Annotated in this window: 15 protein-coding genes; 2 read left to right on the top strand and 13 right to left on the bottom strand. The window is 56.7% G+C overall.

Features of this window, described 5'->3' with window-relative positions; translation table 11 throughout:
* Positions 1-80: 80 nt before the first annotated feature.
* The 10 genes from deoA to ACN1CO_RS18035 all read right to left on the bottom strand — a co-directional run bounded on the left by deoA (position 81) and on the right by ACN1CO_RS18035 (position 9,813).
* Positions 81-1,409 (bottom strand): thymidine phosphorylase, encoded by a 1,329-nt coding sequence (gene deoA / locus ACN1CO_RS18080; RefSeq protein ID WP_419140140.1) that lies wholly within the window; start codon positions 1,407-1,409, stop codon positions 81-83.
* Between the two features lie 62 nt (positions 1,410-1,471).
* Positions 1,472-2,251, bottom strand: coding sequence for a deoxyribose-phosphate aldolase (gene deoC / locus ACN1CO_RS18075; protein WP_419140139.1), 780 nt, complete (start codon positions 2,249-2,251; stop codon positions 1,472-1,474).
* Between the two features lie 241 nt (positions 2,252-2,492).
* Positions 2,493-3,290, bottom strand: coding sequence for a TatD family hydrolase (locus tag ACN1CO_RS18070; RefSeq protein WP_419140138.1), 798 nt, complete (start codon positions 3,288-3,290; stop codon positions 2,493-2,495).
* The gene (locus ACN1CO_RS18065) at positions 3,287-4,339 is read right to left on the bottom strand and encodes a patatin-like phospholipase family protein (RefSeq protein ID WP_419140137.1); all 1,053 of its coding nucleotides are present in this window, start codon (positions 4,337-4,339) and stop codon (positions 3,287-3,289) included. Before ACN1CO_RS18065 ends, ACN1CO_RS18070 begins: the two co-directional genes overlap by 4 nt.
* Positions 4,340-4,559: 220 nt before the next feature.
* Positions 4,560-4,721 carry a DUF1328 domain-containing protein gene (locus ACN1CO_RS18060; protein ID WP_003848537.1) on the bottom strand — a complete coding sequence of 54 codons (162 nt, stop codon included), beginning with the start codon at positions 4,719-4,721 and terminating at the stop codon, positions 4,560-4,562.
* A gap of 100 nt (positions 4,722-4,821) precedes the next feature.
* Positions 4,822-5,436, bottom strand: a complete 615-nt coding sequence (gene osmY, locus ACN1CO_RS18055) for a molecular chaperone OsmY (RefSeq protein ID WP_003848532.1) — start codon at positions 5,434-5,436, stop codon at positions 4,822-4,824.
* 260 nt (positions 5,437-5,696) lie between these two features.
* A complete protein-coding gene (gene prfC, locus ACN1CO_RS18050; protein WP_419140136.1) occupies positions 5,697-7,283 on the bottom strand; it encodes a peptide chain release factor 3 in 1,587 nt (528 codons plus the stop codon).
* 293 nt (positions 7,284-7,576) lie between these two features.
* On the bottom strand, positions 7,577-8,680 hold the full coding sequence (locus tag ACN1CO_RS18045) for a M20 peptidase aminoacylase family protein (protein ID WP_419140135.1): 1,104 nt from the start codon (positions 8,678-8,680) through the stop codon (positions 7,577-7,579).
* A gap of 4 nt (positions 8,681-8,684) precedes the next feature.
* A complete protein-coding gene (locus ACN1CO_RS18040; protein ID WP_266306133.1) occupies positions 8,685-9,155 on the bottom strand; it encodes a YjiG family protein in 471 nt (156 codons plus the stop codon).
* Positions 9,145-9,813 (bottom strand): nucleoside recognition domain-containing protein, encoded by a 669-nt coding sequence (locus ACN1CO_RS18035; RefSeq protein WP_419140134.1) that lies wholly within the window; start codon positions 9,811-9,813, stop codon positions 9,145-9,147. The genes ACN1CO_RS18040 and ACN1CO_RS18035 overlap by 11 nt, the downstream gene beginning before the upstream one ends.
* A 489-nt stretch (positions 9,814-10,302) precedes the next feature.
* Here ACN1CO_RS18035 and ftnA point away from each other — a divergent pair, with 489 nt between their 5' ends.
* Positions 10,303-10,809 (top strand): non-heme ferritin, encoded by a 507-nt coding sequence (gene ftnA / locus ACN1CO_RS18030; protein ID WP_010248984.1) that lies wholly within the window; start codon positions 10,303-10,305, stop codon positions 10,807-10,809.
* A gap of 225 nt (positions 10,810-11,034) precedes the next feature.
* Here the strand turns inward: ftnA and ACN1CO_RS18025 are convergent, their stop codons facing one another.
* Positions 11,035-13,398, bottom strand: coding sequence for a TIM-barrel domain-containing protein (locus ACN1CO_RS18025; protein WP_419140133.1), 2,364 nt, complete (start codon positions 13,396-13,398; stop codon positions 11,035-11,037).
* 10 nt (positions 13,399-13,408) lie between these two features.
* Entirely contained in the window at positions 13,409-14,719 is a 1,311-nt protein-coding gene (locus ACN1CO_RS18020) for an MFS transporter (RefSeq protein ID WP_419140132.1), read from the bottom strand.
* A gap of 223 nt (positions 14,720-14,942) precedes the next feature.
* On the opposite strand from ACN1CO_RS18020, the gene ACN1CO_RS18015 reads away from it, so the two are divergent.
* On the top strand, positions 14,943-16,025 hold the full coding sequence (locus ACN1CO_RS18015) for a LacI family DNA-binding transcriptional regulator (protein ID WP_419140131.1): 1,083 nt from the start codon (positions 14,943-14,945) through the stop codon (positions 16,023-16,025).
* 11 nt (positions 16,026-16,036) lie between these two features.
* Here ACN1CO_RS18015 and ACN1CO_RS18010 read toward each other — a convergent pair whose 3' ends face one another.
* Positions 16,037-18,886 (bottom strand): EAL and GGDEF domain-containing protein, encoded by a 2,850-nt coding sequence (locus ACN1CO_RS18010; RefSeq protein ID WP_419140130.1) that lies wholly within the window; start codon positions 18,884-18,886, stop codon positions 16,037-16,039.
* Positions 18,887-19,108: the final 222 nt, after the last annotated feature.

The raw sequence follows: 19,108 nt of genomic DNA, 5'->3' as shown, positions 1-19,108 counted from the left end.
ATTGGCGCGTGACAAGTCAAAAAAAAGCGATCAGATCAGTATACCCGAATGCATCACCGCTGGCACCGGTTACTGGTCAGTTAGCTGATATCGCTCACGCGGCGATAGACAACTGGCGTCTCAGCTGGCGCGGAATCACCGAGCACCAGCGCGGCTTTGACCGCAGCGGCGGCCTGCTGCCATTTGTCTTCACTGCTGGCGTGAATTATCGCCAGCGGACGCTGCGCATCGGCACGTTCGCCCAGGGTGATCATCTCGCTGAAGCCAACGCTGTAATCGATGCTGTCGCTGGCGCGCTGACGTCCGCCGCCCATCGCGACGACCGCCATACCCAGCGCACGGGTATCCATGCTGCTGACGATGCCTGGCTGGTCGGCATAGACCGGTTTGCTCAGCATTGGCGCGGGCAGATAAGTGTCGTAGCGTTCGACGAAATCAGCCGGTCCCTGCTGGGCAGCGACCATGCGACCAAACACCTCGGCGGCTTTGCCGTTATCCAGCACTGTCATCAGCTTCTGACGCGCTTCGGTGTCGCTGGCGGCCAGTTTGCCGGAGATCAACATTTCGCTGCAGAGCGCCAGCGTCACTTCCAGCAGACGCGGATTACGCTGCTCGCCGGTGAGAAAGCGAACCGCTTCACGCACTTCCAGCGCATTACCGGCTGAAGAAGCGAGAACCTGGTTCATGTCCGTCAGCAGTGCAGTGGTCTGACAGCCTGCGCCATTGGCAACGCCCACAATCGACTGCGCCAGACTTTCTGACGCTTCATAGGTTGGCATAAACGCGCCGGAACCCACTTTGACATCCATCACCAGCGCATCCAGCCCTTCGGCCAGCTTCTTCGCCAGAATCGAGGCGGTGATCAGCGGAATGGAATCGACGGTGGCGGTGATGTCACGTGTGGCGTAGAAACGCTTATCCGCCGGCGCCAGCGAGCTGGTCTGGCCGATAATCGCCACACCGACCTGCTTAATGATGTCGCGGAAGCGGTCATCGCTGGGAAAGATATCGAAGCCCGGAATCGCTTCCAGTTTATCCAGCGTACCGCCGGTATGACCCAGGCCACGACCGGAGATCATCGGTACATATCCACCGCAGGCGGCGACCATCGGCCCTAACATCAGCGACGTCACATCGCCGACACCGCCGGTCGAGTGCTTATCCACCACCGGCCCGTTAAGGTTGAGTGATTTCCAGTTAAGCACCGTACCGGAATCACGCATCGCCATCGTCAGCGCGACCCGCTCTGGCAGCGTCATGTCGTGGAACCAGATGGTCATCGCCAGCGCGGCGATCTGACCTTCCGAGACGGTGTTATCGCGCACACCATTGATGAAGAAACGAATCTCCTCTTCCGTCAGCGCATGGCCGTCACGTTTTTTGCGAATAATTTCTTGTGGCAGGAACAAGGTAGCCCCCTGGTTCAGGGAAATCAGAATGGAGAACAGGCGGTCAGAGACCGCCCGAGGGATCAGTAACCCGCTTTGCTGGTGTCGCTGTCATGACCCAGGGTATTAAGCAGGCTCGCCAGCAGGCTTGAGGCACCAAAGCGGAAATGGCGCGCATCGGCCCAGTCGGCACCCAGCGTATCTTCTGCCATTTGCAGATAGATCGCGGCATCTTCCGCGGTACGTACGCCGCCCGCAGGTTTAAAGCCAACGTCCTTGCTGACGCCTTTATCACGGATCACGTTCATCATGATCTGCGCCACTTCTGGCGTGGCGTTGACCGGCACTTTACCGGTGGAGGTTTTGATGAAGTCAGCACCAGCATCGATGGCAATTTCAGAGGCCTGACGAATCAGCGCTTCCTGCTTCAGCTCACCGGTTTCGATGATCACTTTCAGCAGCACGTCCGCTTCTGCACAGGCGGTTTTACAGGCTTTCACCAGATCAAAGCCGACCTGGCTGTTACCGGCGATCAGTGCACGGTACGGGAACACCACATCTACTTCATCGGCACCGTAGGCGATAGCAGCGCGGGTTTCTGCCAGCGCGATGTCGATGTCGTCATTGCCGTGCGGGAAGTTAGTTACCGTGGCGATGCGGATCTCCGGAGTACCCTGCTCGCGCAGCGTTTTACGCGCGATCGGAATAAAACGCGGATAGATACAGATTGCCGCGGTGTTGCCTGCCGGGGATTTAGCCTGATGACACAGGGCAATCACTTTTGCATCGGTGTCGTCGTCATTCAGGGTGGTTAAATCCATCAGTTTCAGGGCGCGCAGGGCAAGGTGTTTGATATCGGTCATGAGGCTCTCCAAAGGATCGGGGTGCAACCCACCGGCTTGCCGGCGGAATGTTATAATAATAACACTCTGAAGCGGCCTGATATGTGCCAGCAGTCACATAGAAATAAGAAAATGATGCAATCCTGCCACATAAATCGTGACTGAATTGGCAAATTACACTCGCTGATAGCGATTATACGCCAGCTGATGCAATGTTACTATTATAACATTTTAACGCAAGGGGTGATGATCGGGAGGCTGGTCAGCTGCGCAGCGCCGGAAAAGCGGGATCGAGCTGAAACAGCTTCTGACTGTTGTGCCACAGCGCATCAGCAATCTCTTCAGGTGACTCTTCCCGCAGGCTGCAGAGCACTTCCCACACCTGACGCGCCCGTTCGGGACGGTTTGGCTTGCCCTGAAAACCCTGCAGCGGCATATCGGGTGCATCGGTTTCCAGCAGCAGCGAAGAGAGCGGCAGTTGCGCCACGGTCTGACGGGTTTTGCTGGCACGTTCATAGGTAATGGTCCCGCCAATACCAATCGCATAACCCAGCTTAATAAAGGCCTGCGCCTGTTGCAGGCTGCCAGCGAAACCGTGCACCACGCCACGGCGCGGCAGATCGTGACGACGCAGAATCTGCGCCAGCTTGTCATGGGTCCGGCGCGAATGCAGGATCACCGGCAATGCATAACGCTTTGCCAGCTTAAGCTGCGCGTCGAGAAAGCGCTGCTGCTTATCAAACTGTGGATTGTCGCGATAGAGATCCAGCCCGATCTCGCCGATCGCCACCAGCTTACGCGGCCGCTGTTGCAGTAAGGTTTCCAGCTGGTCGAGATGGGCGTCCTGATGATTTTCGATGACGATGGGATGCAGGCCCAGCGCGGCATAGAGCGGCGGATGCGCCGCGGCCAGCGCACAGACCCGTTCGAAGCGGCTGGCATCGATTGCCGGAACAATGATTTTCTCCACGCCCGCCTCAGCGGCGCGCGCCAGGCTGGGGGCAATGTCCCCTTCGAATGGCGGAAAGTCGAAGTGACAGTGCGTGTCGATAAACTTCATGCCAGCGATCCTTTGTCGTAATCCGCATCATTGTCCGCCAGCGGCGGTGTGATGATCAGTCGGGTATCCGGCGCATTGGCGACAGGCGCAGGCGGCGTGACGATACGCGCAGAGACCATCGGTTCCGCATCGCTCAGCCACTGGCCCAGCGTGGCGAGGAAATAGCGACCGCAGCGGCGTCCCAGATGGTAATCCTGATTCAGCGCCGCGATGCTGCTGCCCAGCGCACTACTGGCCAGCACGTGCGGCGGGAAGATTTCAATGATGCGCAAATCATCGGGCGGATTCTCAATAAACTGCTGGATCTCGCGATAGCTCTGCTCATGCTTATTCAGCACGTTAATCATCGGCTGCAGCGCGCCGGTGCTGAGCCAGCGCTCCATGCGTTTAAACCATTTCGGGGTATAGAACATCTGCGACGGCACGGTGCGGATCACCACAATAGTATCGGCCCCGCGTCGCGCGGCTTCACGCACCGGAATCGCATCGCTGATGCCGCCATCGTGATAGCTGATCCCTTCCACATTGACTCCCAGCCGGTAAAAACCGGGAATGGCACTGGAGGCTTTAATCAGATCCAGCCAGTTGTCGGCGGTGGGATTGAAGTAGCCGGGCGTGTAGTCATCGCTGCGGCAGGCGCACATATAGAACTCGCGACCGCTGGAGAACAGCTGCTCCGCGCTGCTCATCGCCAGCGGGAATTCACTGCGGGTAATATCGACCAGCCAGTCGAGATCGATCAGATTGCCTCCACGCACAAAGCGCAGCGGATCAAAGAAGAGTTTACTGGTGGTGTAGCGGGTAATCACACGACGGGCATAGCCGGGCTGACCACAGACAAAGGCAGAGAGATTTTGTGCACCGGCAGAGGTGCCGAGCATCAGCTGAAAAGGATTGAATCGGGCGCGCTGGAATTCGTCTAATACGCCTGCGGTGAAAATGCCACGCTGACCGCCGCCTTCACAAACCAAAGCTATTTTCTGAGATTTAAACGGTGTCAGGGCCAGAGGTTCAATGGCGCCGAGTGTGACGGGAATGCGTATACCCACTGTGCGAACCTCAAAAAGGGGTTCCGGGTATGCTGGAGGATCGATCCGTTTATGACGGCAGCATTCCGGAGAACCAGTCATCTATTCCTTTAACCGGCAGGCCAGCTGGGCTGGCTTACCTTGTAGCGATATGAAGATATCCCTCTCTTCACGTCAGTCGCTACAGATGACTGGTCTCCGCTCTATGCTTTGCGTTGCATTAGACTGCAGAACTCATCGGCTAAAGCTTTTTACGGCCGGTAAACAGGCTGATGAGGAACAGGATAATACCAACGACGAAGACAACTTTAGCTGCCCATGCTGCTGTGCCCGCTAAACCGCCAAAACCTAACGCTGCAGCGATCAGTGCGATCACCAGAAAAATAATGCCCCAACGAAACATAAGCCTCTCCTTACCCAATTTAAAAAATCGAACTGGTTATTTCATCCCCGGATGGGTGTCTTTTATTCGTGCGGCCACCAGAGTGACCGTACGTCAGCTATTAAGATTTAACCGTCAGGTCATTCTTAACGCTTTTCACGCCTTCAATGGCTTTAGCGATGCTTTCTGCACGATCTGACTGTGCCTGATTAGCAACATGCCCTGAAAGCTGAACAACACCGTCGGTAGTCTCAACTTTTACGTTGCGCGACGGAACAATGTCATCTGCTAATAGCTTAGCTTTAATTTCGCTGGTCGTTGCGGCATCACCGGCATAACCTTTCACTGAAGATGATTTGCTGTCACGGACGTGTAGTTTGTCGCTGACGGATTTAACACCTTCGATTTTCTGCACCACAGCCACAGCCTTTTCAGCCTGATCCTGTGAGGTGACGAAACCGCTTAAGGTCACGACGCCGCTATGCGTTTTTACCGAGATATCCGTGCTTTTAATTGCGTCGTCATCCACCAGAGCAGCTTTAGCTTTGGCGGTGATGCCGCTGTCATCCATATAACCATCGACTTTTTTCATAGAACTATCGATTTTTGAACCCGCGCTGTCGGCTGTCTGTGACGCTTTCTGCGACATTGATTCGTCAGCCAGTGCGCTGCCGCTGATCAGTGCTGAACCAATCATGGCGGCCATCAGGGTTTTAGCAATCTTAGTCTTGTTCATCGATATCTTCCTTCTATCAGTTAACTCACCCAAAAAACTGTGGGCGAAACAGAGGCAGCCAGGGCCACTGCGTAACAGGACGTAAGGACAAGAGAAGTCTCTTCCGCCGTCCGATAGAGTAATCATAGACGGCATTTTGCAATTTGCCTGGCTAACTGGTTGATCGCACGTCAAAACAGAAGAAAAACGAGGTTTTTAGGAGGAGTCTGGAAGGGGGAAATCAGGGCCATTCCCAGCTGGAATGGCCCTGAAACAGGCGATTAGTGCTCGCGCGTTTTACGGAAAGTAACGTCGGGATAACGTTCCTGAGTAATATTCAAATTTACCATGGTCGGCGCGATATAAGTCAAATTATTACCGCCATCGAGCGCCAGGTTAACTTCGTTTTTACGCTGGAAGTCCTCAAACTTTTTCGCATCGCTGCATTCAACCCAGCGCGCCGTGGAGACGTTAATCGCTTCGTAGATAGCTTCGACGTTATATTCGCTTTTCAGACGCGCGACCACCACATCGAACTGCAGCACACCGACCGCGCCCACGATCAGATCGTTGTTATGCACCGGACGGAACACCTGCACCGCACCCTCTTCCGACAGCTGAACCAGCCCTTTCAGCAGCTGTTTCTGCTTCAGTGGATCGCGCAGGCGAATACGACGGAACAGTTCTGGCGCGAAGTTCGGAATACCGGTGAACTTCATGTTCTCACCCTGGGTAAAGGTGTCGCCAATCTGAATGGTGCCGTGGTTATGCAGACCGATAATATCGCCAGGATAAGCTTCTTCAACGTGCGAACGGTCGCCCGCCATAAAGGTCAGAGCGTCGGAGATCACCACATCTTTGCCAGTACGTACCTGACGCAGCTTCATCCCTTTTTCATATTTACCGGACACCACGCGCATAAAGGCCACGCGGTCACGGTGTTTCGGGTCCATGTTGGCCTGGATCTTAAACACGAAGCCAGTGAACTTCTCTTCTTTCGCTTCTACCGTACGGGTGTCGGTATCGCGCGGCATTGGACGTGGCGCCCAGGCAACCAGGCCATCCAGCATATGGTCAACGCCAAAGTTACCCAGCGCGGTGCCGAAGAAGACCGGCGACAGTTTGCCGCTCAGGAACGCTTCCTGCTCAAACTCGTGCGATGCGCCCTGTACCAGTTCCAGCTCTTCGCGCAGCTGTGCCGCCAGATCTTCACCCACTGCGGTGTCGAGATCCGGGTTGTTCAGGCCCTTCACGATGCGGACTTCCTGAATGGTGTGGCCTTTACCGGTCTGGTAGAGATAGGTCTCATCTTTATAGAGGTGATACACCCCTTTGAACAGCTTGCCGCAGCCGATAGGCCAGGTGATCGGTGCGCAGGCAATTTTCAGCTCACTTTCCACCTCATCCAGCACTTCCATGGGATCGCGGATGTCACGGTCAAGTTTGTTCATAAAGGTCAGGATCGGCGTATCGCGCAGACGGGTGACTTCCATCAGCTTACGGGTACGATCCTCGACGCCTTTCGCGGCATCGATCACCATCAGACAGCAGTCAACCGCCGTCAGCGTACGGTAGGTATCTTCCGAGAAGTCTTCGTGACCTGGGGTATCCAGCAGGTTCACCAGGCTATCGCGGTAAGGGAACTGCATCACAGAAGTGGTAATGGAGATACCACGCTGCTTCTCCATCTCCATCCAGTCCGACTTGGCGTGCTGGTTAGAGCCACGGCCTTTTACCGTACCGGCGGTCTGGATAGCCTGTCCGAGCAGCAACACTTTTTCGGTAATGGTGGTTTTACCGGCATCCGGGTGCGAAATGATCGCGAAGGTGCGGCGGCGTGCCACCTCTTCTAAAAAGGGATTAGACATGGAATTCTTCTCAATAGGCAGCGCAACGTACTGGCGCTGCTGATAAATCACGGTGGCCGGCAGAACCTTACCGGCGGGTAAACGGTGCCAAAAACGATCATTGATCGCTGGCGGGTCAGCGCGAAGTTACATTGGCGTGAAGTCCGGTTACCTGGTCAGCTTTAAGGCGGCATAGCATACAATATTTTGCGCGCGCGGCCTACAGGGAGAGGGGCAGGATTTCCTGGGCGGAGAATCGGAGAACGGTTAATGCCGCAACAGTGCGGGACGGATCGGCATCCGTCCCGCCACCATTATCCCAGCACCTTCCTGACGCAGGCTTTAAAGATCTGCACACCAATCTCCAGCGAGCTGAGATCAAAACGCATATCGGGATGATGCAGCCCTGGCGTCAGGTTGGTGCCCAGCCCCCAGAAGCCCGCTTTCACACCCGGACGCTTCACCGGATAGTTGAAAAAGTCCTCGCTGCCCGGCGTGGTCCGGGTCGACAGTGCGCCCTCTTCGCCCAGCACCTCGACGATGGCGGCGCGGATCACCGCCGTCGCTTCATCATCAATCTCGGCGGCGGGCATCTCTTTCAGCACACGCACCTCGGCGGTGGCACCCAGTGCGGCCACGCTGTGAGTAATGGCACGCGTGACCTGCTCTTTCAGCAGCGTCATCGGCCCGTTCTCCTGCGAACGTAAATCCCACACCACGCGGGCTTCATCCGGCACCGAGTTGGTGACACCCGCATCGCACAGGAAGCGCGTCGCTTTGACGCTCCAGGTCAGGCCGGGCGAAAGATGGATGGCGTTAACCGCCTGCACTGCCTGTACAGCAGCATCCAGCGCGTTTATGCCAAGATGCGGTCGCGCCGCATGAGCGGGCTGGCCTTTGATGGTCGCTTCCAGCGTGCTGCAGGCGGAGTAAAGCACGGCAGGCACCGCCTGGCCGACCACGCACTCCTCCAGCGGACGCAGATGGAAGCCCAGAATCATCTCCACATCATCCAGGGCGCCGCCTTCGATCATCGAGAGCGCACCAGCACCCAGTTCCTCGGCGGGCTGAAACAGGATTTTCAGCCGGCCACGTTTCACCGTGCCCTCCTGCAGCAACGCCGTCGCCGCTGTCAGCACCACTGAAGAGTGACCGTCGTGACCACAGGTGTGACGCGCGCACGGCACGCCATCAATGATGTGGCCCAGCGCATCCATATCCGCACGCAGCGCCAGTACCGGCCCAGGCACCCCGCTGTCGATCTCCGCCACAATGCCGGTGGTGTTATTAATATTACGCGTCACCTTCAGGCCCGCTTTCTCCAGCTGGTCTGCGATGTAGGCCGAGGTTTTCACCTCCTGAAAACCCAGCTCCGGAATTTCGTGCAGATAGTGGTAATGCTCTAATACCTTAGACACAGCGTTACTCCTGAATAAACAGACGCATAACAGACATCGCGATCAGCGCGTTGATGATGCTCACCAGCATCAGCAGCGGCCAGTATTTTTTGGGCACATCGGCCACGCCCAGCAGCCGTCCCATGTATTGCAGCTGCGATCCCATCAGGAAAATCGCCGGAGCCAGAATAGTGATATCCGCGCCGGTCAGCAGCCCTTTAGTCAGCAGGCTGACCGCTACGCCGGTGCCCGCCGACGATGAGAGCCAGGCGGTGAGCAGTACGGTAATCGCCTCACCCGGCAGGCCGAACAGCCCCATCACCGGCGCAAAGACATGCCCTAGAAACTGCATAATGCCGAGCAGGTTCAGTACTTCTGCCAGCACATAGGCCATCACTACGTTCGGCATCAGGTTGTGAATGGCGATATGAAAACCTTTACGCGCGCCGGTCACAAACACATCGAACGGATTACTGCTTACGGATTTATTTTCCATCGGCGAAATCCTTCTTATAAACACTGTTTAACACAGCGCGTGTTATCGCCGCACCGACAAATTTCAGAACGAACATTAATAACAGCGGAATAATAATCGGCAGGGTCATGGAGGCGAACAGCGCAGAACCGATGGCGAAGTAATTATTGATTAATCCGGCACCGGAATATTGCCAGGCGCTCATTACCACCACCTCTTTTTTGCTGATCTGTTTCTGGTCAGCCATCTCTTTGGTTAATGCCGCGCCCGCATCGGTGCTTTGCAGGTCGGTGATTAACGCCAGACCGCAATGGCCCGGCAGCCCCATCAGCGGCTTGAGCAGTGGGGTCAGTAAGCGGTGTGCCGCGCGAATCGCGCCATAGTGGGTGAAGATTTCCAGCACGCCCAGTGCCAGCATCACCGTAGGCGTCAGCGACAGCGCAAACAGGAAGCCCGCTTTGGCGCTGAGTCCGCCTGCGCCTACAAAGGTGTTACTTGCGGGATCTTTCATCGTGCCAAAGCTGCCGCCCAGAGTGGTGAAGTCAAAGGCACCCAGCCATTTCAGACCCTCGACGTTATAAAACAGCCCTGAAAAAAACAGGATGGCAAAAATTAACGCGACATAACTGCCTTTGGTCGCCGTCATTTTTACCGGATTAACCACACTCTCTTCTGACATCTCTTTCTCCTGATAAGCTGCTTTGCCGTAAATTCCCTGGCGTAGCAAATTTTAATTTAGGGAAGTGAGTTTTAAGCAGGATTTATGCCAGAGCAGATCAGAGCGCGATTATTAACGGCGTGTCTGTCGCTACTGAACGTTTTATCCCTGCCAGCCGTCAGTTGCATTCCGAAATAACGTTTTCCGACCACGAGGTTATATTTTCGCGACGTCATCAGATTGTGGCTATTTCGCCTGTGTTTGTGACGGTTGCACCAGCAGACTCACGAACGTGCGCACTATCATGGTGCTGATTACCCTGACTTTATTGCCAGGTAACCTGTGATGCAAAATGAGAATTGGTCGCATTCAATTTCCGAAATAATTCTAGTTAAATCAATCAGATAAATTCGCTCATTTTGCCGAAAAGGCTTCACTTTACTAACATGTTTGATGCATAATTCACCGACTATACATCTGTATTTAACATCTTCTTAAAAGGACTCGGCCATGCTGACTGCTGAAATGACTGGGCGTTTAAACGACCAGCTGAACCTGGAATTTTTCTCTGCCAATCTTTATCTGCAAATGAGCGCCTGGTGCAGCGACAAAGGCTTTGAGGGTGCCGCTTCCTTCCTGAAGATGCATTCACGCGAAGAGATGCAGCACATGCAGCGTCTGTTTGACTACCTGAGCGATACCGGCGGCATGCCGGTGCTGGGCACCATCGCTGCGCCACCGGTTTCTTTCACCTCGCTGAATGAAATCCTGCAGCAGGCGCTGGAGCATGAGCAGCTGATCACCAGCAAAATCAATGAGCTGGCGCACGCTGCCATGACTTCGCAGGATTACTCAACTTTCAACTTCCTGCAGTGGTATGTTGCCGAGCAGCACGAAGAAGAGAAGCTGTTCAAAACCGTGCTGGATAAACTGGCGCTGGTCAGCAACAGCGGCAACGGTCTGTTCCTGGTCGATAAAGATCTGGGCCGCATGAGCACTGAGAATCACGCAGAATAATATCTGTTGCGACCACTGAGGTATAAGACCTGGTCGCTGCGAGATCGTGCCTTCACAGGGAACAGGGTCAGATCGGAAAGACGCAAAAGCCGCCATCCCTGGCATGCTCGGCCCGCGCCATCCATGGCGCGGGACGCTTTCCTCCTCTGCCCCTGTTCCCTGTTCAATGAATTTAAGCGTTGCTGCCCAAAACCTGATTGATTAGGCTTTGCCACCACGCCACCGCTATTCCAGCCGGTAACTCGCTGCTTTCTCGCCATTCACCCACAGCTCACGACGTTCACCTGCAGGCAGTAACAGCGCGATCTCTCGCCAGGCGGGCTGGTAATCTCCACGTTTTTCCACCGTCAGGTCGATTCGGCTTGCGCTGCTGCACAACGTCCAGCTCAGCCATAGAGCATTGCCCTGCTGCCAGCCATGGCTCTCACCATCGTCGTCAAACATTTCGCCCTGAGTGGCTACGCCTTCAGGTGCTGGCCATAGCTGCCACTGCCGCACTGTGTCGCGCCGCGCATCGGTGGTGGTTTCACACTCGCCCAGCGGGATGATCGCACCAGCCCGCACCAGCAACGGCAGCCGATCCAGTGGCGCATCCAGCGTGATGGTCTCGCCACCTGCAAACGCCTTGCCGCTGTGCCAGTCATACCAGCCGCCGCGATTACGTGGCAGATAGACTTCACGGCTGCGCGCGCCCTGCTCTACAACGCTGGCGACCAGCAGATCGCGTCCCAGCATAAAGTCATCACACTCCTGATACGTCTGCGGGTCCTGCTCATGATCAAGGAAGGTCGGGCGCAGCATCGGCTCATCTTCCACGCTGGCCTGCCACGCCAGATTATAGAGATAAGGCATCAGACGATAACGCAGCCGGATCGCCTCGCGGATCATCGGGGTGACTTCCGGGTACATCCACGGCTCGTTCACGGTGTGATCGTCATTCCACGAGTGGATGGTAAAACGCGGATGCATTACGCCATTCTGAACCCAGCGCACAAACAATTCGGCATCCGGCTTGTTGCCCGAGAAACCGCCGACATCGTGTCCGACGTTAAACAGCCCTGACAGGCTCATTCCCAGCCCCATGCGGATGTTGTAACGCAGGGTCTGCCAGCTGGTGCGGTTATCGCCGCTCCAGGTCTGCACATAACGCTGCATTCCGGCACAGCCGGAACGGGAGATCAGATAAGGACGTTTATCGGGGGAAAACTGCTGCTGCGCTTCCATCGAGGCGCGCATCATCAGCAACGGCATCACCGGCCGGATATGCTTGATGGCGATCGGCTGACCAAAACCGTGACAGCGCGCTTCGCCATCCCACACCTCATATTCGTTGTTGTCGTTCCAGGTAGAATCGATGCCCTTTTCCAGCAGCTGCTGCGTGACATTATCCTGCCACCAGCGCACCGCCTGCGGATGGGTGAAATCAAGATGCGATCCCTCATCATCCCAGAACACCGAACGCTCCGGGCGATCCTGCTCAGAGTCACGAATAAACAGCCCCTGTGACGCGACTTCCTGATAACGCGGATGATCCTGCAGCAGACAGGGCTTGATATTGGCCGCCAGCTTCATTCCGGCAGTATGAAATGCGTCGCTCAGCGCATTAGGATTCGGGACTTTGTCGTAGTTCCAGTTAAAGACGTAGCGCTTGTTATTAATCGAGGTGTAACCGGAAGAGAGCTGGAACGAGTCGCAGGGAATTTCATGCTCGCGGCACAGGCGGATAAAGGATTGCAGCTGCTGCTGTGCGTCCGGCGCGTCGGTGTAGTGCATGGTAGAACCGCTGTATCCGAGGCTCCACTTCGGCTGAAACAACGTGCGTCCGGTCAGGCGCACAAAGGCTTTGGTCACGTCGAGCAGCGTCGGGCCAAGCATCATGTAGTAATCAAGATCGCCCGCCTCGGCGCGATAACGGCGATAAGGCAGATGGTAGTTATCCAGCTCATTCCCCAGATCGAGCCAGCTGCTGCTAAGGTTGTCATAAAACAGGCCGAAACTGACGCCATCACGCTGCGTCAGGGTAAACGGAATGTGTTTGTAGAGCGGATCGGTGCTGGCGGCGTTGTAGCCCATGGCGTCAAGATTACGCATCTCAAAACGGCGGTTAACGCGGTTCAGGTCGCCGCTCTTCTCGCCCAGACCATACACCCGATCCTGCGGCTGACGACGCTGATAGTGTTCGACTCCATCACCGTGGGCATTCAGCAGATAGGCACCGGTGTGGCGATCGGCGGCCAGCGGCTGCCAGCTCTCGCCATCAAACTGCTCCCAGCTCAGGCAGAGCGGCTGATGTACCGTCACCCGCAGTTGCTGGGTGCTGATACGTAGCTGATGCGCATCGTGCTCCACCTGAAATGCGGGGAGCGTAAAGCCATCCAGCGCCTCGCGGTTACGTCCCTCCCAGGGCACATCAGTCTCAGGCGCAATGCTCCATGTGCGGTTCAGTGCCAGCTCACCGTCGCGCTTCAGCAGCACGCGCATCAGCTTCTCTTCCAGCACGTAAAGCCGCAGGAAATGACGATCTTCGACCTTGAGTTCGACAAAGTGATCGGCCTGCTGATGCAGCGTCCAGTTCTTCAGGGTTTTCATCGCGATATCCTTATGGGTTAGCAGGGCGCTGGCGGCGTTCGGCGATCAGCATCACCAGGAAAACGGCACCAATCAGGTCAAAAAAGCCCATCGCCACAAACAGCGGATTAAAGCCGATGGTATCGGCGGTAACACCGATAATCAGCGAGAAGATAAAGCTGGCGATCCAGGCGCAGGAGCCGCGCATACCGTTGACCGTGGCCATCTGGCGGCGATCAAAACGCTCTACCACCAGTGCGCTCAGCATGCAGGAGATCACCTGATGACCGAAGCCACCGACGGAGATCAGGGCGATAGCCAGCCAGGGATCTTTCACCAGCGTCATCAGCGCCAGCGAGACCATCAGCAGTGCGCCGGTCATCGAACTGGCGACAATGGAGTTGACGCGAGTCATGCCAAACCAGCGCACATAGAGTTTAGTGAGATAGCCGCTGGCGACGCTGCCGAGGTCGGCGGCCAGGAATGGCAGCCAGGCGAACATGACGATCTGCTTGAGATCCATGCCGCGCTCGTTGGCAAGATAGAGCGGCACCCAGAAGCTCAGCACCGCCCAGGCCGGTTCGGCCAGAAACGCAGGAATAGCGATGCCGTAGAATTTCTTCTCTTTACCAATCACTTTCAGCGCGGTGAAGAACGGCAGTTTTTCACCGATCGCCTCGTTGTCCTGATTAATAAAGGCGCGCTCTTCATCAGAGAGACGAGGATGAGTCTCCGGCGAGTGATAGCCCCACCACCAGAGTCCCACCCACAGCAGGCCCAGACCGCCGGTCAGCAGGAAGGCGCCCTGCCAGCCAAAGGTAATGTGCGCGACATAGATAATCGGCGGCGCCAGCATGGCACCAATCGAAAAGCCCACGCCCGCCCAGCCCGCGGCGACCGGACGCTCCCTTTTCGGAAACCAGTCACCAATCGCTTTGGCGTTAGCCGGCGTGGCCGCGGCTTCGGATGCACCCATGACAAAACGCAGCAGCGCCAGATGCAGCCAGCTTCCCGCACCCGCGTGCAGCAGACAGGTCACCGACCAGATCAGCGCGCAGACCAGGAAGCCCATCTTCAGTCCGATGACATCGATCAGCCAGCCACAGAGAGGCTGAAACAGGGTATAGGCCAGCTGAAACGCGGCGACCACCCAGGAGTACTGCTCGGTACTCATATGCAGACTGTTTTTCAGTTCCGGTGCCAGAATGCCGAGCGAGTTACGGGTGATGTAGTTGACGGTCACACCCAGCAGGAACATGCCCAGCATCCACCAGCGTAAATTTTTAATCACGCGCACCGTGCGTGACGCACTGATGGGTTTCGTTGTTGATTCGAGGCTCATTGTGCCACTCCTGATTGCCATTGATGACGCACACCGCCAGCAGGCGTACCGCGTGTCCTTTTCACGAATTTAGAAAAGTGCGAAACGTGGGTACAGCCACTTTTTTGCAACGCTTTTCATGGCAGGCTTTATCCCGGCAGGAAATGGCACTGAAACGCTTATCTGACGCGATTCAGCAGGCTATGAAAAATTTTTCATCAGCAGATTTGAAGGCGATCACAGAATGAAACAAAGGCTGAAAGTGGGTGAAATTGCGGCGCTGAGCGGGGTCTCGATCAGCACGGTCTCGCGCGTGCTGGCGGGTAAAGCCAATACCCGACCCGCCACCCGGGACAAAGTGCTGGCCGTGGCGCAGCAGCAGGGCGTGCTGAACAACCTGCACAGCGGTCGCCTGCTGCTGAATAATCTGATGGTCTTTGCCCCGCCCCGCGCTTTCGACGTGCGCAGTGACATCTTCTACTACAAGGTGATTCAGGGGATCAGCCAGGCGGTGGAGCCGCATGAGGTGCGGCTGCGCTACTGCCCGCTGGAAGAGGTGGAAAGTGATGCCGCGCTGTTTATCGATAAGATGCAGCAGACCGAAGCGGCACTGCTGATTGGCATTGATGATGAGCATATTCATCAGCTGGCGGCGGAGATGAACAAACCCTGCGTGCTGATTAACGCCCGCGATCGCCGTATGCGCCTGCCGTCGGTCTCGCCACACCATCAGCTGATTGGCGAGTTTTCAGCGCGCTATCTGTTTGAGCAGGGACACCGGCAGATCCTGTCGCTGCACTGCCTGCGCCGCTACACCATGGAGCAGCGTCTGCAGGGTGTCCGCGACGCCTGGCACGCCATGAACCTGCGCTTTGACAGCCGCCAGCATCTGCTGACCCTGAACAGCTTCAGCAGCAATGAGGCGGCGGAGCGGCTGGGGGAATATCTGCGTCACTGCCCGGACGCGCTGCGCCCCACCGCGATTCTCGCCAGCGGGGATTACATTGCCGCCGGTGCGGTCACGGCGCTGGAGCAGGCGGGTTTGCGGGTGCCGCAGGATATCTCGGTAATGAGCATGGATGGATTTAACCTGGCCGCGATCCACGATATTCCGCTGACGTCGGTGCAGGTGCCACGTGATGAGCTGGGCGCTGCGGCCGTAAGAATGCTGCAGGAGATGCGGCTGAATCCCGGCACACCCACCGGCAGCCTGCTGCTCAATGGCAGCCTGCTGCTCAATGGCAGGCTGGTGGTGCGTGAGTCGGTGCGCCGCATCCGCGATAATCTCAGCCATGCGCCGGTCCAGCAGCACGGCCTTTATGATTAATGTGGCGCGGATTAACCCAGCGTTTTCAGCCGCAGTTCCGACGGCTGAGGCCGTCCGAACAGGAAGCCCTGGAACAGCGTACAGCCCTCGTCGCGCAGCTTAGCGAACTGCTCATCGCTCTCTACGCCTTCGGCGGTAATCTGGATATCCAGACTGCGGCTCATGCCGGTGATGGCGCGGATAATCGCCAGCGCCTCGCGGCTGTCGCCCATATCGTTGATAAACGATTTGTCGATTTTGATTTTGTCGAACGGGAACGATCGCAGATAGCTCAGCGATGAATAGCCGGTGCCAAAATCATCCAGCGCAATCTGCACGCCCAGCGCCTTGAGGTTTTGCAGGGTACGGATATTCCCCAGCGAATCATCCAGCAGCACCGACTCGGTGATCTCGACTTCCAGCCGCGCCGGATCGAGACCCGACTCCTTCAGCGCGCCTTCGACCACCGGCACCAGCGAGCTGTTTTTGAACTGCAGCGGTGAGAGGTTGACCGAGACCGACTGCACCCCTTCCCAGCTTGCCGCCTCACGACAGGCTTCGTAGAGCGCAAACGCACCGAGCATATGAATCAGGCCGGTCTCTTCCGCAATCGGGATGAAGTCGTTGGGCATGATCAAGCCACGGATCGGATGATGCCAACGCATCAGCGCCTCGTAGCCAATAATCGTGCGGTGATCGCCGTTGGTGATGGGCTGATAGTAGAGCCGCAGATGCCCGCCGCTGATCGCATCGCGCAGATCGTTTTCAATCAGGCGACGGCTGCGCGCCACATCGTCCATCTCCAGCGTGAAGTGCTCATAGCGGTTGCGACCGTTGCGCTTGGCTTCATACAGCGCCATGTCCGCACAGCGCAGCAGCTGTTCCGGCGTATTGGTGATGGTGGTGCTGAGCGCAATGCCCACGCTCAGCCCGACCGACAGATTATGGCCTTCGATATTAACCGGCGGACGGATCGCTTCGATCAGGCGCTGCGCCACCGCGCTCGCCTCATCACTGTTCACCACCGAAGGCAGCACGATGGCGAACTCATCGCCACCGATACGCGCCAGCGTATCCTGGTCGCGCAGCGCGTTGCGCAGACGCTTTGCCACGCTGCGCAGCAGCTCATCGCCAATCTGGTGACCCAGCGCATCGTTCACATTTTTGAAGTTATCAAGGTCGAGGCAGAGCGCGGCGGTCTGACGCTGAGCCTGACCGGCGCTGCGCAAGGCTTCGCTCAGACGCTGGCGGAACAGCATGCGGTTCGGCAGGCTGGTGAGGTTGTCGTGGTGCGCCATATGGTGAATACGGGCATCGGCGGCGCGCTGTTCGGTGACATCTTCCACCAGCAGCATCAGATAGTTACGGCGCGCATCCTGGCCATTAATCGCGGTCGCGCGGGTATGCAGAATGCGTTCGCCGCTGGCGGTCATCAGCAGCTGTTCGCGCTCATGCATGCCTTCACTGCGCAGCGCCACATCCGCCAGATTATTGAAGTAGTCACTGAGTTCAGGCGACATGCATTCGTGCGGGCGCTTATTGACGATCAGCGATTTCGACAGGCCGAACAGCTGCTGAGTGCGGTCGTTAACCAGCAGGATCTCGCGGGTAATCGCATCTTCCACAATCACGCAGGAGGGAATGTTGGCGATGATGTTATCGAGGAATTTAGAGAGCGCAGTTTTCTGGGTGCTCTGCGCTTCAGCCAGATCGCGGGCGCGCAGGATCTGCTGCTCCTGCTCACGACGTTCCGTGCGGTCACGAGTGATCTTGGCGAAGCCGACCAGCTTACCGTCATCATCGTGGATGGCGTCGATCACCACATGCGCCCAGAAGGCGCTGCCATCTTTGCGGTAGCGCCAGCCCTCATCTTCAAAGCGGCCGGTTTTCAGCGCGATACCGAGGTTGGCTTCCGGCGTCCGGTTCAGCCGCTCCTGTGAACTGTAGAACAGCGAGAAGTGCTGACCGACCACTTCTTCCGCTTTGTAACCTTTGGCACGCTGGGCACCGGCATTCCAGTTCACCACCACGCCGTCGACGTCAAGCATGTAGATGGCGTAATCGGTGACGCCCTCGACCAGCAGTCGGAAACGCTGTTCCTGCTCACGTTGCTCACTGCGGATGCGCTGCTGTTCGGTGCAGTCGCGGGTGATTTTGGCATAGCCCAGCAGCTTGCCCTGATCGTCGCGGATCGTGTCGATCACCACATGCGCCCAGAAGGCACTGCCATCTTTGCGATAGCGCCAGCCCTCATCTTCAAAGCGGCCGGTGCGATACGCTGTTTGCAGATTCTGCTCCGGAACATGGTTCAGCCGATCCTGAGCGCTGTAGAAGCGGGAAAAATGCTTGCCGACGATCTCTTCCGCCACATAGCCTTTGGCGCGCTGCGCACCAGCGTTCCAGTTCACTACGTTGCCGTCATGATCGAGCATGTAGATAGCGTAATCGGTGACGCCTTCCACCAGCAGACGGAAGCGCGACTCCTGCTCCCGCTCTTTCTGCTGCTGCTCCTGCTGCCGCGTACAGTCACGGCAGATCGCAGCGAATCCCACCAGCCGGGCCGCTTCATCGCGGATCGGATAGATCACCACATGCGCCCAGAACGTGCTGCCATCTTTACGGCAGCGCCAGCCTTCGGTTTCATACCGTCCCACGGTCGCTGCAATATCGAGTTCTCGCTGCAGCTGACCGCGTCGACGATCCTCTTCGTTGTAAAACAGGGTGGCATGCTGACCAATAATCTCGTCAGGCCTGTAACCCAGGACGTGCAGACCCCCACCGTTCCAGCTGGCGACGGTTCCGTCCGGTTTAAGCATGGTGATCGCATAATCGATCACGCTTTGTACCAGCATGCGATAGATGACATCAGAGTTATTATCCATTGTTATTTGCCTGCTGCTCGGTAGCCGGGTGATGGCTTAGGAATATTCTTAATAAACTGGCCGAGACTAAAGCGGAAAAGGTCTGCAAACACAAGCGTATTAAGAAGAATAACTAATCTTAGCAGGTGATATATCGGCAGCGGCGGCCAAATATTCAATGGTATGACAACAGGATTAAGCGAATGGGATTAACGTCAGAGAGAGATTTCAGGGCAGAACAGC

Source organism: Pantoea sp. R13S299 (genome assembly GCF_048515925.1).
Taxonomy (GTDB): Bacteria; Pseudomonadota; Gammaproteobacteria; order Enterobacterales; family Enterobacteriaceae; genus Pantoea.
Note: the sequence above shows the minus strand (reverse complement) of the source record. Positions and strands in the feature narration are given on the sequence as shown.